The organism is Aeromonas sp. s9 (assembly GCF_040907765.1).
In the GTDB taxonomy this organism is placed as follows: Bacteria; Pseudomonadota; Gammaproteobacteria; order Enterobacterales; family Aeromonadaceae; genus Aeromonas; species Aeromonas caviae.
The window spans coordinates 1-14,801 of record NZ_JBFOCK010000043.1 but is presented as its reverse complement, the minus strand read 5'-3'; the positions used below and the strand labels follow the sequence as shown (position 1 = coordinate 14,801).

The window sequence follows — 14,801 nt, the reverse complement described above, 5'->3', positions numbered from 1 at the left end:
GCGCTAAGGTGGGGGAGGATGTCAACAACCACAAATACGCCGAACAGCTGGAACGCTCCGGCTGCACCCAGGTGACCGAAGCCCAGGGCTGCGATATTCACAAGAGCAAGGCGGAAAACGCCAAGGCAGGATTTGGCACCGCCGCCCCGGCCGCCGACGGCGGATTGAACATGAGCTATGAGCAGAAGCTGGAGCGCTCAGGCTGTACCCAGGTGAGCGAGCTCAGCGGCTGTGACATCAACAAGAGCAAGGCCGAGAACGCCGCCGCCGGATTTGGCGCCGCCCCCGCAGCGGCCAGCGCCAGCCCCTACGCCGGCAACGGGGTCGCCACCTTCCCCGAGACGGGCGCCACGGTCGCGAACATCCGCATCGATGACAAGGATCAGGTGTGGGTCAACGACAAGCAGGTCAGTACCAGGAAATCCGACGGCGCCCTGGTGTTCAAGGAGGGCATGGTCATCTACACCATCCAGGGGGATCGCCGCCTCAAGGGAGAAGATGGCTGGGTCGACAACGATGCGGGCACCAAGGGGCCCATCGCGGCCAAATGACCCCGTCACCATCACGACAAGGGGAGCCGCGGCTCCCCTTGTCGTTTCTGCATGCCTGCAACCGACGCCCCCCTACCTCTTCTTCGGGAAGTCCAGCACGGCCACCACCGGCGAGCAGGACGGGAGCGCCGACCAGGAGGGGGCGTCGAAGATGAAGCGGGCGACGGCACAGGTCGGCATGCGAGTGATACCGGAGGAAAAGCCATGAGCCAGGTCGGTGAAGGCAGGATCATGACCCACCAGCAGTACGCAGGCGAGATCATCTGAAAGCGCCCCCACCACCCCGAGAAGGGTCCCGGCATCGCTCTCGTAGAGGCCCTCGTCGATGACGATGCGGTCCGGGGAATAACCCAGCTCCCCGGCAAGCAGCCGGGCGGTCGTCAGGGCCCGGCAGGCGGGGCTCGAGAGGATGAGATCGGGCTTCACCCCAAGGTGCGCCAGACGAGCCCCCATCAGGGGCGCATCGCGCAGCCCGCGCGCAGCCAGCGGACGAGCGCGGTCAGACAAAGACGCGTCTTCCCAGCTCGACTTGCCATGGCGTACCAGGATCAGGGTTCTTCTCATGACGCACTCCCTGGTTGATCAGGGCCACAGGCGGCCCCTCAGACAGCCCCCCGTTTGCCAGCATGAAGGGGCAGGAGCACCATGGTCAGCAGCACACCTTCTACCCCCCAGCCTACCTGTTCCCAGTGTACTGTCTCCCCGGTCAGCATGCCGGTGAGCAGCACAGTGGCGCAGATGAGGGTCCAGCCGGTCAGGTGGAGGAAGGACTCCCCCGGTAGCAGCGCTTGATCAGGATGGGGTTCAGGGCCATGGCCACACAGCCGAGCAGGTAGATGCGATTGCCGGGAGCGAGGCTGAAGGCAAAAAGCCCGATGAGGGGACCATCGGGCTCTGCGGCAAGGATCAGGGGCTCACTTCTTCCATGAAGACAAGCCGAAGGGGTTCGGCCAGCAGTTCGTCCGCCTGGCGAGCGAAAGCCTGGAAATACGCGGTCTCACAGTGGGCATCCAGGGCGGCCTGACTCACGAAGGCTTCCCGCATGTAGAAGGTGCCGGGTTCATCCTTCAACTCGAACAGCACGTAATCGAGGTTGCCCGGCTCCTGGCGAGTGGGGTCAATCAAGGTAAGCAGGGCATCGCGAAGGCGCTCTCCCATGCCGTCACGGGCCTTGAGCACTGCGATCGATACCAGTTTGTCTGTCTCTTTTTTCATCCAGTTTTCTCCGTTGTACATCGTCAACACGCCAGAGAGTGCAACCTGGACAGCGATTTATACTGCCGGATGCTCCCCCATCAGACGTTGCCCAGTGTAGGCAGGACGGTGGGGGCCATATAGGGGGGCAGAATGAACACTGTGTTCAACGGGGTGGATAACCACGCCGTGCACGGAGGAACAAACGAGCGGGAGGGATCATGGCGCAAAGGGTGGCAACGGGACCCGCCAGGAGGCGGCACGGCTTGCGGCCCCCTGGTCCAGGCTAAGGGCCTGCAGACCAGCGCTCAACGTCAAGGCAATAGGTGGTGAAAGGGTGTTCGCCCAGGCGCGTTTTCCTCACCCAGATGGCCCGTCTGGCGAGGGACAGATAAGGCGGGCGGGTATCCAGCAAGTGAAAGAGTATCGTCCGATGGCCAAGCTCCCTCGCCCACCCCATCATCTCGTTGAAAATCGCCACGCCGCTTCCCCAGCCGGCCTTGGCGAGCACGATGGCAAGCTCCACCCCCTCGTCATCGGGCTGGATACCGCACCACCCCGCCAGGGTGCCGTCGAGGAAGATGGCGCGCACGCGGCAACCTGGCCGGGCGTCGACTCCCAGCTTGTACGCCATCCAGTCGCGCACCCCGGCCACATCGAAAAGCGGGTGAGGGATCAGGTGCTTTCGCAGCGTCTCGTCGTTGAGCAGCGGCAGAAAATCCTCTGCCCTGACAGCAGAAAAGGGGCTGAACACCATGGAGGTCTCTCTCATTGCCCGAAGAGGCACCCTAGTAGGGGGTGCCATCCTTGTGTCTGGCTGACCAGGCGCCATCGGCACCCTGTACCAGGGCCAGATCGTCGTCGGGATAGTCGACGGTGTCCCCTGGCAGCCTGTCCCCCACCTCGAGATAGACGGCGTCCACCTCACCGTGGTTGAGCAACTGGTGGGCCAGGCCGCTGCCCCCCTTGAAGCCGATGCACTCCCCCGGCGACATCCGGTACTCCTCCTCCCCGTGGCGCAGGGTGGGATTGCCCGAGAGCACATAGACGAACTCGTCCTGCAGGCCGTGATGGTGCTTGAGCGCCGAGATGGCCCCCGGTGCCAGGGTCGTCAGGTTGACCCCGAAATTGGCAAGGCCGAAATGATCCCCCAGCCTGCGCCGGGTGCGGTGCTTGACCAGGGAGGCAAAGGGCTCCGGATAGAGGGACTTTGCCTTGTGCTCGGGGATGGCCGTTGCCTGAATGGCACGCTTGTCAGCCATGTTCTGATCCTCCCAGTGAATGACGTCTCTCTTTATAGCCTGCGCCTTAGCGGCGAAACATGGGCAGGGGGTTGAAAGGGTGTCTCACACACCATGCCATGCCCGGTTGCCGCCAGATGGCAAAGACACCCTGTTTTTCGTTTGGCTATCTTAATGGCACACCGGAAAATGGGAAGTCGCGTTGGCGACCTCACCAATGGAATGAAGAAGATGGCCCGCGATCACCGGGAAATGCCCTCTTCCAGCGGCCCGGGTATGGAGGGGCACCGGCACATGCAGACCCGGTGACTAGAGCACCTCAATCCTGACCTTGATAAGCCCGGATCGGGGATTGCCGATGGCGCTGAACGCCGCCCTGGAGAGATCGATGATGCGCCCGCGGGGGAAATTGCCCCTGTCGTTGACCCGCACCACCACGCTCTTGTCGTTGGCGAGGTTGGTGACCCTCACCAGGGCGCCAAAGGGCAGTGTCATGTGGGCGGCGGTGTTGGCGTGGCGCTGGTAAGGCTCCCCGCTGGCGGTGCGCTTGTTGTGGTAGCGATCGGCGTAATAGGAGGCAAGCCCCGTCTGGGTATAGCCTCGCCAGTTGCCCGCACTGCCTGCATCAGGGTGGCTGCTGCAGGCGGCCAGCAGCAGGCACAGAGAGGCCAGCAGCCCTTTTTGTCGCGTCGTCATGCGTTGCTTCCTCGATGGGACAGAGCGACCAGCATCGCCAGTCAGGCTTCCGTTAACAGGGGCCTACTCTCTCACATTTCCCATGGAAAACGGGAGGCCCAAGCCTCCCGTTTTGCGTATCGCTCCGTCAGCCCCTGTCAGGGGAAGATGTCAGGCGATGAGCTTGTCGTCGGCGAAGCCAAAGCCGCGCAGCCCCACTACATGCACATGCTCGTGCTTGCCCTGCACCTTGCGGATGAGCTTGTAGGTGGTGCCCTTCTCGGGGCTGATGTTCTCCGGCGCCGCGATGAGGAGCTGCATGTCCTGCCGCTCGCACAGCTCGAACAGGGTGGCGATGGATTTGCCATCAAGCCGTGCCGCTTCGTCCAGGAACAACAGGCGGCAGGGAGCGATGTCCTTGCCGCGCAGACGGCGGGACTCCTCCTCCCAGCTGATGAGCACCATCAAGAGGATGGCCTGACCGGTGCCGATCGCCTCGCCGGTGGAGAGGGCGCCGCTCTCGGCCCGCAGCCAGCCGTCAGCACCGCGCTGCACCTCGATCTCCAGCTCCAGGTAGTTGCGATAGTCGAGCAGCACGTCCCCCATCACCTGATAGTTGCGCTCCCCCTGCTCCACCTGCGGGTTGAGACGCTGGAAGAGCTTGGCCATGGCCTCGGAGAAGCTGAGCTCCTTGTCGGCGAAAAGATCGTTGTGCATGGCGCTCTGATCGGCGAGTGCGGTCAGGAGGCGAGTGTGGGCCTCGCGGATATTGACGTTGAGACGCACCCCGCGCACCAGACCGAAGGCGATGTTCTGCAGGCCCTGGTTCAATACCCGGATGCGGTTCTGCTCCCGGCGGATGATGTTGGTGATCTTGGCCGCCACCTCGTGGGAGGAGAGGGACAGATGGGTTTCCCGCTGCTTGAGCTCGTCGGCGAGGCGCGCCAGCTCGATCTCCATCTCCTCGATGGCTTCCACCGGATCGTCCGAGCGGATGATGTCGTTGCGGATGCGATCTTTCAGGTAACGGTAGACCTGCACATAGAAGGCGACCTTCTGCTCGGTGCTGCGGTTGCCTTCCGACAGACGCAGCGCATCGCGCAGGGCCTCGTCGTGGGCCACCGCCACCCGCAGGGCGCCGAGGGCCTTGTCCGACATGGAGCGCAGCTCGTCGCTGTCGAGGTACGCCAGCTCGCGCTTGTTCAGACGCTTCTCGACGTCGGTCTCCCGTGCCAGACGCACCACCCGCGACCAGCTCGCCTTGTGACCCACCAGGGATTTGCGGGCGCTGTAGTAATCCTTGCCTTCGAGCTTGAGACGACCGCCAAGGGACTCGATTTCGCGCTTGCACACCTGCAACTGGGCCTCGGCGCTGGTGCGGCGGGTCCGGGTGCGGATAAGCAGCTCTTCAATCTCTTTCTTGTGGGCACGGGCCTTCTCTTCCATGTCATCCGACAGGGTCAGCCCCATGGCCGCCAGCTCCTGCTCGAACTCCGCCAGGGTCTGCCCCTTGGCCGAGGCGCTGGAATCGAGCGCCGTGCGCAGTTGCAGCGCCTCGGTGTGGCGCTGGGTGATCTGCTTGTGCTGCTCACCGGCGGTGCGGGCGGCAAGCTCTGCCGCCTTGAGCTTCTCTTTGAGTCGCTCGCTCATCTCGGAGGCCTTGCCCAGCAGATCTTGCGCATCCTGATAGGCAAAGTGCGGCAAACGGGCCACCAGCTGATCGAGGGCGTAGCAACGGCGCTTCTGCTCGGCCAGCAGGTCGCTCACCTCGTCAAAGGCCGCCTGCAGGGCCGCCAGATCCTGGGGATCCTGGCGCAGCACCTGCACCATGGTTTCCAGTTTTTCCAGCGCCTTGCCGTGCCTGGCGATAAAGGCTTCGGCTGTTTTAAGGGCCTCCACATCGGCGTGAGCCGCCTCGAGGCGGGCCGCCAGGTCTGCCTCGGCAAACAGGTGGGCAAAGGGCAGCATCCCCTGCACCAGCTGGATATGGCGGGTCAGCTGGGCGGCGGCGGCTTTGGCATCACTCAGCTGCTTGTCGCACTCGGCGATGGTTTCTTGCAGCTTGCGCTGCTCGTGCTGCTTGGCCTGCACCTCGGCTTCGGGGTCCGGGCGGAAGGCGATATCCAGATGCTGGCCGATAAAGTCGCGGAAGTGGCCGTAGAGACGGTGGTACTTCTGCTGCTCGAAGGCGGCCTTGGCGTAGCCCTCGATGAGGTTTTCCCGCTCAAGATCGAGCTGCTCGATCCGTTTTTCCCGGGCGGCGCGGCCAAACAGCGGCAGCTCGGGGTAGCGGGAGAAGCGCACCTGACGTTTGCTGGTGCGCACCAGCACGGCGTCCCCCAGCTCATCAGCTTCCACCAGATCCTCGTCAAAGGAGTCGGGGTTGCCCTGGATGAGGTAGATATCTTCCGGGCAATCTTCCAGCTTTTTCAGCCGCTCGATGGCGCCTTCGAGGTCGAGCACCACCAGGGCGCTGCGAGCCGGGCCGTAGAGCGCGGAGTAGTAAGGGGCATCATCGATGGAGATGTCGTCATAGACGTCCGAGAGCAGCACGCCCCCCACCTGCTCGGCGATGCGGGCAAGACGCGGATCCGCCTCGCCGGCACCCAGCTGCAGGTTGCGAATTTGCATCTCCAGCGCCTGTTTCTGGCCCTGAATGCGGTTGCTCTCCTGCTCGAACTCCCGCTCCTTGTCGAGCACGCTCTGCATGCCGGAAGAGAGTTCTTCGGCGGTGGCCAAGGCCAAGCCACTCTGCTCGCGCAGTTGCTCGAGTTTTTCAAAGGATTTGAGCCAGCGCGGGGCCAGCTTGGTCAGCTCCGCGATATCGCGACCCAGCTGAGTACCCTGATGCTCGAGGCTGGCGCGGCGCTGATTGGCCTCTGCCTGCTGCTCGGAGAGCTCCTCCTGGCGGGTGCGCTGGGCTTCGAGGAAGATCTCCAGCTCGTCCTGGCTAGCAATGTGCTGACCAGACGCCTGGGCCAGCTCGTCTCGCAGCCGCAAGAGCGTCTTCTGGCTTTCGCTCTCTTTCTCGAGGCGAGCCAGCGCGGCGCGCAGACCCTGCCCCTGGGCAATGCGGGCCTTGTCTTCGATGTGGCGCTTGAGCAGCGCCTGCGCGGTGGGCCAGGCAGCCTCGCGCACTGTCTCGGGTGCGATGCTGAGCAGCAGCGTCAGCGCCGCTTCGTGTTCGGCCACCGCCGCCTTGGCCAGCGCCAGCTGCTGCTCGGCCCCCAGCACCCGGCTGGTGAGGCTCTGCTCGGCTGCGCGGAACTGGTGCAGGGTGTCGCTCGCCTGCGCAGGCTCGAGCCCCGGCAGTTCGCACTGCTCGCGGGCGTTTTCCAGGGCCTGCACCGCCTGACGGTACTGGATGGCGCGGGTCTGCTGGATATCGAGCGCCTGCTGGTAGTCGGCCAGCTGGGTCTTGAGGCTGTCCACCTCTGCCTGGGCCAGCTCCTTGCGCTCCTCCACTTCCAGCAACTGGCCGTGGATCTCTTCCACCACCGCCTGCTGCTGCTCGAGCTTGTCGTTGAGCTCCGCCAGATCGGCGCGATAGAGGGCAATCTTCTTTTGCAGGGCCACGGCCGCCATCACCTTGGCCAGGTGCTCGGCGGCGGACTCCAGCTCGTCGGTCAGGAGCTTCTCGCGGTTGGTGAGCTGATCCACCTCGTCCGCCAGATAGATGGCGCGCTGCTTCTCCTCGGCCAGCAGACGGCGTTTGCCGGCGAGCTCAGAGCGTGCCTTGAGGGCCAGCTCGGAGAGACGGCTCTTCTCGGCGGCGCCCCGCACATACTCCGCGGCCACATAGTGGGTGGTCTCGGTGATCAGGTTCTTGAAGAGATCCCGCTGACCTTGGGTCTCCTTGATGGCTTCCAGGGTGCGGCGGTTCTCGTAGATGGCCGCCTCCATGTCCTGGAACGCCTTGCGTACCCCGGAGTTCTCCGGCAGCAGGTATTCACGCAAGGAGCGGCTGATGGAAGACGAGATACCGCCGTAGAGGGAAGCTTCGATCAGGCGATAGAACTTGCCGCGATCCTTTTGATCCCGCAGTTTCTTCGGGGTGATGCCGAACTCGAACATGAAGTTGTGATAATCGGTCACCGTATTGAACTTGGCGACCTTGATGGCGCCGAGCTCCGCTGCCGCCCCCTTCAGATCAGCGAAGGCACGTACCCGACCCTTGCCGTCGTCGAGCTTCTCCAGCAGCAGATCCGTGGGCGCCAGGTGTTCGGGCACATCCACCAGGGCGAACGGAGTGATGTTGACCTTGTTGTCACGGTTGGCCACCTGTTCGAGGTGCACACCGACCCAGATCCGCTGCTCGCGGCTGTTCATCACTTCCAGCAGCGAATAGCAGTGGCCACGCTGCAGCTTGCCGTAGAGCCCCTTGTCGCGGGACGCGCTGGAGGAGCCCGCCTCCGTGGTGTTACGGAAATGGAGCAGTGACTGGTCGGGAATGAGGGCCGCGATAAAGGCCGCCATGGTGGTGGACTTGCCCGCGCCGTTACCGCCGGACAGGGTCGTGACCAGCTGGTCGAGATCGAAGGTGCGGGCAAAGAAGCCGTTCCAGTTGACCATGGTCAGGGATTTGAATTTGCCTCTCACGCCACACTCTCCATCAAACCGGCAGACACCATCAGTGCCGGCACATTAACGTTGCAGATCATCTTCCACCTCCAGCTCCAGCTGCTCTTCGTCCAGATCCTCTTCGATATCCTCGAACAGGGAATCGCTGCTCGGCATCTCGTCGTCGTGGAAAATGGCCTCCCCTTCCTGGATCATCCGCAGTTGCACCGCGCGGGGATCCTCGTCGGAGCGCACATCGGCGGCGAAGCGGAACACGGACTCGTTGACCCGGAATTTGTCGCTGTTGCCAAGGGGGGTGATCATCCCGAGGCGCTTGAGGCGACGCATGGAGGTGCGGATTTTCTCGAGGAGCTTCTTCTTGTCCAGATCCGTGCCGCCGGAGCGGCTGTTGACCATGCGCAGCAGTTGCTTCTCGTCCGCCAGACTCAGCACCTCTTCTTGCAGCTCTCCCATGGCGAACACCCCTTCAGAGGCGAGCCTGTCCGGGCTCAGGAACAGGTAGCAGAGCACCTTGCCCACCAGCATATCGAGCTCAGATAACACTGTTGTACCGATGTCGGCGCTCGGGCGCGGACGCAGGTAGAAGAAGCCTTCCGGCGCCTTGATGAGTTCCACCTGATAGCGGCCGTAGAAGATCTCCAGCTCCTGGTGGTACTCCACCAGGGCAGAGTGCTGCTCGAATTCGTCGGCACTGATGTGGCGACCGGAGCGCAGGGCGGTGTCGATGCGCGGAAACAAGGGGTTGGCGATGGCCTCTGCGAGGCGCAGGGGCAAGGGGAATTCAGTATTGATCGATGACATAGGCCTGAACCTTGGATCCAGCTTGGTTGATGGGTTTCCATGCGGGTTGGCGGTGGTGCTCGCGCTCACCGCTGGCATGGCCGAGACGCACGGCCTGATCGATCAGGAGGCGCGCCACGTCGAAGTGGGCATGGGCCGGGTAGTCCAGCAGGTATTCCCGCAGCACGTCGGCAAGATCCAGCCGATCTCCCTGCTCCGGATAGCGGGCCAGGTAGCGCTCGATGCGCTCCGCCAGCTCCTGGTTGATGTCCACCATCTCTACGTACTCCATCTCGAGGGGCACCTCGCCGGTCACCTCCTCGTCGTGGATGGCGATGGTTTCATCCCGCAGCTCCAGCAAACGGGGCTCTTCGGCCACCCGCAACAACCAGCTGTGCTGCTCGAAGTTGCGGATGGATTCCCGCAGCCGCTGGCTGAAGGCGCGGTTCTTGTCCATGTCGATGGCGTTGCGGATGAACTTGTGGACGTGCCTGTCATAACGGGACCAGAGCTCGATGCACTGCTGGCCCCAGGCGGTGATGACATCCAGACGCCCCTGCAGGGCGTGGGTCAGCTCCTCGACGTGGAACAGATCATCGCGCCCCTGGGCCGCTTCCTGAATGTTGAGCAGCCCCGCCTGCAGGCGGTGGCCGGCGGCGTCCAGGGTGTCCTGCAACTCGCGCAGGGTCTGGCCGGTCTCGTGCAGGAGCTTCTCGCAGCTGTGGATGGCATCGACCCAGTTCTGGGTCAGCAGGGCCGCGATCTCGCTCTTGACCTGGTTTTGCTGCTCGTCCATGGCGCGCTGGGTGAGATCGATGCGCCCGAGCGTCTCTTCCAGGGAGAAGGAGAGACGCGGCAGCACCTCGGCGTCCCACTGCTCCCGGGTGTTGGTCTCGAGCGCCGCCTTGCGGGCGGTGTCGAGCTCGGCCGCCAGGTGCTCGAGCAGGATGGAGAGCTTGATGGAGTCCACCTGGCGCTGATCCATGAAGAAATCGACGATGCTCATGCCAAGGCGCGACAGGCGGTAGAGGCTCTCCCCCGCCACCATGTCGGTGGTGAAACGCGACAGCAGTTGCTGACGAATGAGATCGTTGATGGCGTTGTTGGCGCGACCGGTGAGGGTCTCGTCCATCTGGCCGAAGGCACTGCTGACATAGCCAAAGGCATCGTGCAGCGCGGCCTCCGAGAGATCAGACTCGTCCTCGGAGAGCGTCTTGATCGCTATCAGAAAGGCCAGCCTGTCGGTGGGGAGGTTCAGCGCCAACCCCTCCTGTCTGACCCATCCCACCGTCTCTGGCAGGGTACGGGATGTACTCATCATGACGTTATCATCTCGTTGTTATAGTCGGCAGGTCTTTGCCTGCCGTGGTGATATAGGCCGGGGTCGGTGGCGCCCCGGCGGCTGGATCCCGCATCGTATTCACGCCGGTGGGGCTCAACCGGCCGGTTTCTGGGCCATCACATGGATGTAGCGCCCCAGGGAAACAAAGGGCTCCTGGCGGCAATATTGCTGCTCCATGGCCAGCAGGTCCTCGAACTTCTCGACCTGATCCTGCTTGTGGCGCATGTAGTCGTGGATGACACGCACCCCGGTCTTGCCGATGATCCGCAATCCCCCCCGGCCTATCCAGTCATAGACCTGCTCCGGCAACTGGGGATTGGTGGGTGTCAGGGCGGTCTGGCGTTTCTTGCGAAGGCCCAGGCGCACATAGTCAAAATTGCCCACCACCAGGCTCTGGAACAGGAGGCCGTGACGATTGTAAAAAAGCAGCGACAGTATGCCCCCTGCCTTGACGAAAGGGAACAGACCCAGCAAGGTCTGGCGCGGCTCGGCGAGCCACTCCAGTACCGCGTGACAGAGCACCAGATCGAAGGTGCCGGTCACCTGGTGCTTGAGATCCTGAATGGGGCAATGGATGAGACGAATTCTGTCTTCCAAGCCCTTCTGGGCGATCTGCTCCCGGGCCAGATCCAGCATTTCTGCCGACAAATCGCACAGCTCCACCTGATGGCCCATGGCCGCCAGTTTCTGGGCGAAGTAGCCAAAGCCGCCGCCGGCATCCAGGATGCGCAGCGGCCGGCTGCCCAGGCGCGCCAGGCAGGCTTCGATGTCACTCCAGACAATGGTGGTGCGAATGCGCCCCTTGGTGGAGTCGTAAATGTTGCGAGCGAACTTGTCCGCGCGCCCGTCAAAACTCTGATCTTGCTTCAAGACACACTCATCTTCGACCGCCCCGCCATGAGGGCCGCAGGAGGAACCACACAGGATTGGGCCACAGGAAAAAAGAGGGGTATTCTGTCACATCCCGAATTTGCTGAAAACTCAAGGACGTGTCTGTCGTGTTCGAGCTCAACTTCTTTGTCATCAAGAAATGGCTGGGCCATCTGCTGATGCCGCTCCCCTTCTCTCTCTCCTTGTTGGTGCTGGCGCTCGTGCTGCTCTGGTTCACCCGCTTTCAAAAAAGCGGCAGGCTGCTGGCGACCCTCTCCTTGGGGATCATCGCCCTGATGGGGACGCGGCCGGTGAGCTACGAACTGGCCCGCAGCCTGGAGCAGACCTATCCCCCCTTCGAGGTGAGCCAGCATCCTGACATCCAGGCCATCGTCGTGCTGGGCAACGGTCATGTGAGCGATCCGGCCATCCCAGAGCGCGCCTGGCAAAACAACATCTCCCTGGCGCGCACCCTGGAAGGGGTTCGCCTGGCTCTGGCCTATCCAGAGGCCGAGCTGGTTTTCTCCGGCGCCGTGGCCGGGGATCCCCTGTCGAACGCCGAGGTCAACGCCCGCATGGCGGCCAGCCTTGGCATCCCGCGCGCGCGCATGACGTTGTTTGAAAACAACAAAGACACCCATGACGAGGCGGTCAGCATCGCCGCCCACCTCAACGGCAAACGGGTGGCGCTGGTGAGTTCGGCCACCCACCTGCCCCGGGCCATGGCTCTCTATCGCAGTCAGGGACTCGATGCGGTGCCGGCTCCCACCGATTACACCGCCAAGCAGAGTCAGGAGCCGCAACCCCTCTACAGCTACCTCCCCAAGGGGCGTTATCTGATGTATTCCGAGGCTGCCATTCATGAGTGGATTGGGGTATGGTGGGCCCGTTTGCGTGGGCAGGTCACCGAGTGAGCAATCGCGCCTTGCATTCCTGATTTGGATCAGGAAAGCGAAAAAAAATTACGTCATTTGCCGCCGGGTCAGCTATCTTGGGCTCGGTTCAATTCATATAATGTTGCGCAATCAAATGCCTAGGAGATATAGAAGATGAGACAGCACCTGGTAATGGGTAACTGGAAACTGAACGGCACCAAGGCTTCTGTAGAAGCCCTGATCAAAGGACTGACCCCGGCCGCTGCCGCTCATCCTTCCGTGCAAGTGGCCGTCTGCCCGCCGGTTATCTTTTTGGGTCTGGTTGAACAGCTGACCGCTGGCAGCAAGATCGCCTACGGTGCCCAGAACGCCGACGTTCACGAGTCCGGCGCCTTCACCGGCGAAAACGCCCCCTCCATGCTCAAAGCCTTCGGCTGCACCTACTCCCTGGTCGGCCACAGCGAGCGTCGTACCCTGCACGCAGAGACCGACGACGTGGTGGCTGCCAAGTACGAAGCCATCCAGAAGGGCGGCCTGATCCCCGTGCTGTGCATCGGTGAAACCCTGGCCCAGTTCGAAGCCGGTACCACCAACCAGGTGGTCGAGACCCAGCTCAAGGCCGTGATCGATCGCTGCGGCATCACCTCCTTCGAGAACGCCGTCATCGCTTACGAGCCGGTATGGGCCATCGGCACCGGCAAGACCGCCACCCCGGAGATCGCACAATCCGTGCATGCTCACATCCGTCAATACCTGGCCGGTTTTGATGCAGCCGTGGCTGCCAAGGTACAGATCCTGTACGGCGGCTCCGTGACTGGCGCCACCGCTGCCGACCTGTTCGGCCAGCCGGACATCGACGGTGGCCTGGTGGGTGGCGCGTCCCTGAAAGTGGACGACTTCTCCCAGATCATCGCTGGCGCAGCCAAGTAAGCGCCAAGCAAAGAGGGGCCCCGCCCCTCTTTGCATATCGCTTTCCTATGGACCCTCTCGCCATAGGAAAGCCGATATAGTAAAAGCGGCCAGCCGTATTATTCAGAATCTTGATTTTCGACAACTCAGATCCAGAGGCACTCATGACCAAACAAATCAAACGTATTGGTGTTTTGACCAGTGGTGGTGACGCACCGGGTATGAACGCAGCCATCCGCGCCGTGGTGCGCGCCGGTCTGCATCATGGCCTGGAAGTTTACGGCATCTATGATGGCTACCTCGGTCTGCACCAGGACCGTATCGTCAAGCTCGAGCGTCACAGCGTCTCCGACGTCGTGAACCGTGGCGGTACTTTCCTGGGCTCCGCCCGTTTCCCCGCCTTCAAGGATCCGAAAGTCCGTGCCGAAGCGGTCGAAAACCTGAAGAAACACGGCATCGACGCCCTGGTGGTCATCGGCGGTGACGGCTCCTACATGGGTGCCAAGAAGCTGACCGAAGAGGGCTTCCCCTGTATCGGCCTGCCGGGCACCATCGACAACGACATCGCCGGTACCGACTTCACCATCGGCTTTGACACCGCCCTGAACGTGGTCGTGGACGCCATTGACCGCCTGCGCGACACCTGCAGCTCCCACCACCGCATCTCCGTGGTCGAGATCATGGGCCGCCACTGCGGCGATCTGGCCATGTCTGCCGCCGTTGCCGGTGGTGCCGAATACGTGATCGTGCCGGAAGTGGCCTTCGACAAGGAGAAGCTGCTGCAACAGATCAAGGAAGGGGAAGCCAAGGGCAAGAAGCACGCCATCATCACCATCTGCGAGCACGTCACCGACGTCAACGCCCTGGCAAAAGACATCGAGGCCATGACCGGCCGCGAAACCCGCGCCACCATCCTGGGTCACATCCAGCGTGGCGGTTCTCCCACTGCCCGTGACCGTATCATGTCCAGCCGCATGGGTGCCTTCGCCGTCGAGCAACTGCTGGCGGGCCAGGGTGGCCGCTGCGTCGGCATTCAGGGCAACGAGATGGTGCACCACGACATCATCGACTGCATCGAGAACCTGAAGCGCCCGTTCAACCAGGAGCTGTACGATCTCTCCACCACCCTGTTCTAAGGGCTGTTGTCTGACAAAAAACCCTCCTCTGGAGGGTTTTTTTAGGTTCATCGCGGCTTTCCGGGGAAGGCCGCCTTGATTTTCAGAAAAAAGTATTCTGAGTCCCTAAATCCATATGCCATGCGCTTTATCACTTTGATCTTGTTGTTCACCCCTTCCAGCACACTCGTGTGCATCGGGTAGTTTGCACTCGCCAGGATCCCCCGCATATATTTCGATAAATTTCGACCAAATCGTTGCAGCGGCGCTAGCCCGCTTTCCTTCACCTGCCGCATCCAGCTCCGCCATCGTCGCCATCCTTCCCACACGCTCGGCGCATACCAGATGCCCTTCAACGCCTCTTTCAGCACGTACACCATCGCCAGCGGTTGATTCGCCGCCAACAGCTCCTGCAACTTCACATCCTGTTTTTCACTCAGCTTCGTCCGATTACGTAGCAGCAACCAACGCGCACTTTTGACCACTTTTCGCGCCGGTTTATCGCTTTTCAGTGCATTCGCCTGCTCCACTCGCACCCGGTCCACCACCTCTCGGCCATAGCGAGCCACCACGTGGAACAGGTCGTAGACCACCTCCGCCTGCGGGCAGTGTTGCTTCACCTCCAGGTCGAACGCCGTGTTCATGTCCATCGCCACCGCCTCAATCTG

General features: G+C 62.4%; 13 protein-coding genes and 1 pseudogene. 4 read left to right on the top strand and 10 right to left on the bottom strand.

The annotated features are described in order from the left end of the window. Positions 1-8: 8 nt before the first annotated feature. The gene (locus AB5Y54_RS08620; protein WP_161648269.1) at positions 9-551 is read left to right on the top strand and encodes a hypothetical protein; all 543 of its coding nucleotides are present in this window, start codon (positions 9-11) and stop codon (positions 549-551) included. A 72-nt stretch (positions 552-623) separates the two neighbouring features. Here the strand turns inward: AB5Y54_RS08620 and AB5Y54_RS08615 are convergent, their stop codons facing one another. The 9 genes from AB5Y54_RS08615 to cmoM all read right to left on the bottom strand — a co-directional run bounded on the left by AB5Y54_RS08615 (position 624) and on the right by cmoM (position 11,234). Next, complete coding sequence (locus AB5Y54_RS08615) at positions 624-1,115, bottom strand: histidine phosphatase family protein (protein ID WP_052816250.1); 492 nt, start codon at positions 1,113-1,115, stop codon at positions 624-626. Between the two features lie 342 nt (positions 1,116-1,457). Continuing rightward, positions 1,458-1,766, bottom strand: a complete 309-nt coding sequence (locus tag AB5Y54_RS08610; RefSeq protein ID WP_042879252.1) for a putative quinol monooxygenase — start codon at positions 1,764-1,766, stop codon at positions 1,458-1,460. Between the two features lie 265 nt (positions 1,767-2,031). Beyond that, positions 2,032-2,517, bottom strand: coding sequence for a GNAT family N-acetyltransferase (locus AB5Y54_RS08605; RefSeq protein ID WP_049636016.1), 486 nt, complete (start codon positions 2,515-2,517; stop codon positions 2,032-2,034). 16 nt (positions 2,518-2,533) lie between these two features. After that, positions 2,534-3,007 carry a cupin domain-containing protein gene (locus tag AB5Y54_RS08600; RefSeq protein ID WP_052816254.1) on the bottom strand — a complete coding sequence of 158 codons (474 nt, stop codon included), beginning with the start codon at positions 3,005-3,007 and terminating at the stop codon, positions 2,534-2,536. Positions 3,008-3,295: 288 nt separating this feature from the next. Beyond that, the gene (locus tag AB5Y54_RS08595; protein WP_052816256.1) at positions 3,296-3,682 is read right to left on the bottom strand and encodes a septal ring lytic transglycosylase RlpA family protein; all 387 of its coding nucleotides are present in this window, start codon (positions 3,680-3,682) and stop codon (positions 3,296-3,298) included. 150 nt (positions 3,683-3,832) lie between these two features. Continuing rightward, entirely contained in the window at positions 3,833-8,260 is a 4,428-nt protein-coding gene (gene mukB / locus AB5Y54_RS08590; RefSeq protein ID WP_104452958.1) for a chromosome partition protein MukB, read from the bottom strand. 45 nt (positions 8,261-8,305) lie between these two features. Beyond that, positions 8,306-9,043, bottom strand: a complete 738-nt coding sequence (gene mukE, locus AB5Y54_RS08585; protein ID WP_029314572.1) for a chromosome partition protein MukE — start codon at positions 9,041-9,043, stop codon at positions 8,306-8,308. Then, on the bottom strand, positions 9,024-10,343 hold the full coding sequence (mukF, locus tag AB5Y54_RS08580) for a chromosome partition protein MukF (protein WP_039040724.1): 1,320 nt from the start codon (positions 10,341-10,343) through the stop codon (positions 9,024-9,026). The genes mukE and mukF overlap by 20 nt, the downstream gene beginning before the upstream one ends. A gap of 114 nt (positions 10,344-10,457) precedes the next feature. After that, a complete protein-coding gene (cmoM, locus tag AB5Y54_RS08575; RefSeq protein WP_104452959.1) occupies positions 10,458-11,234 on the bottom strand; it encodes a tRNA uridine 5-oxyacetic acid(34) methyltransferase CmoM in 777 nt (258 codons plus the stop codon). Between the two features lie 128 nt (positions 11,235-11,362). On the opposite strand from cmoM, the gene elyC reads away from it, so the two are divergent. The 3 genes from elyC (at position 11,363) to pfkA (ending at position 14,154) form a co-directional block, all read left to right on the top strand. Further along, positions 11,363-12,148 (top strand): envelope biogenesis factor ElyC, encoded by a 786-nt coding sequence (gene elyC / locus AB5Y54_RS08570; RefSeq protein ID WP_104452960.1) that lies wholly within the window; start codon positions 11,363-11,365, stop codon positions 12,146-12,148. Between the two features lie 135 nt (positions 12,149-12,283). Next, positions 12,284-13,039, top strand: coding sequence for a triose-phosphate isomerase (tpiA, locus tag AB5Y54_RS08565; protein WP_104452961.1), 756 nt, complete (start codon positions 12,284-12,286; stop codon positions 13,037-13,039). A gap of 143 nt (positions 13,040-13,182) precedes the next feature. Continuing rightward, positions 13,183-14,154, top strand: a complete 972-nt coding sequence (gene pfkA / locus AB5Y54_RS08560) for a 6-phosphofructokinase (protein WP_010674852.1) — start codon at positions 13,183-13,185, stop codon at positions 14,152-14,154. Positions 14,155-14,201: 47 nt separating this feature from the next. Here the strand turns inward: pfkA and AB5Y54_RS08555 are convergent. Next, positions 14,202-14,801, bottom strand: a pseudogene (locus tag AB5Y54_RS08555) (ISL3-like element ISAeme19 family transposase); the annotation flags it as partial.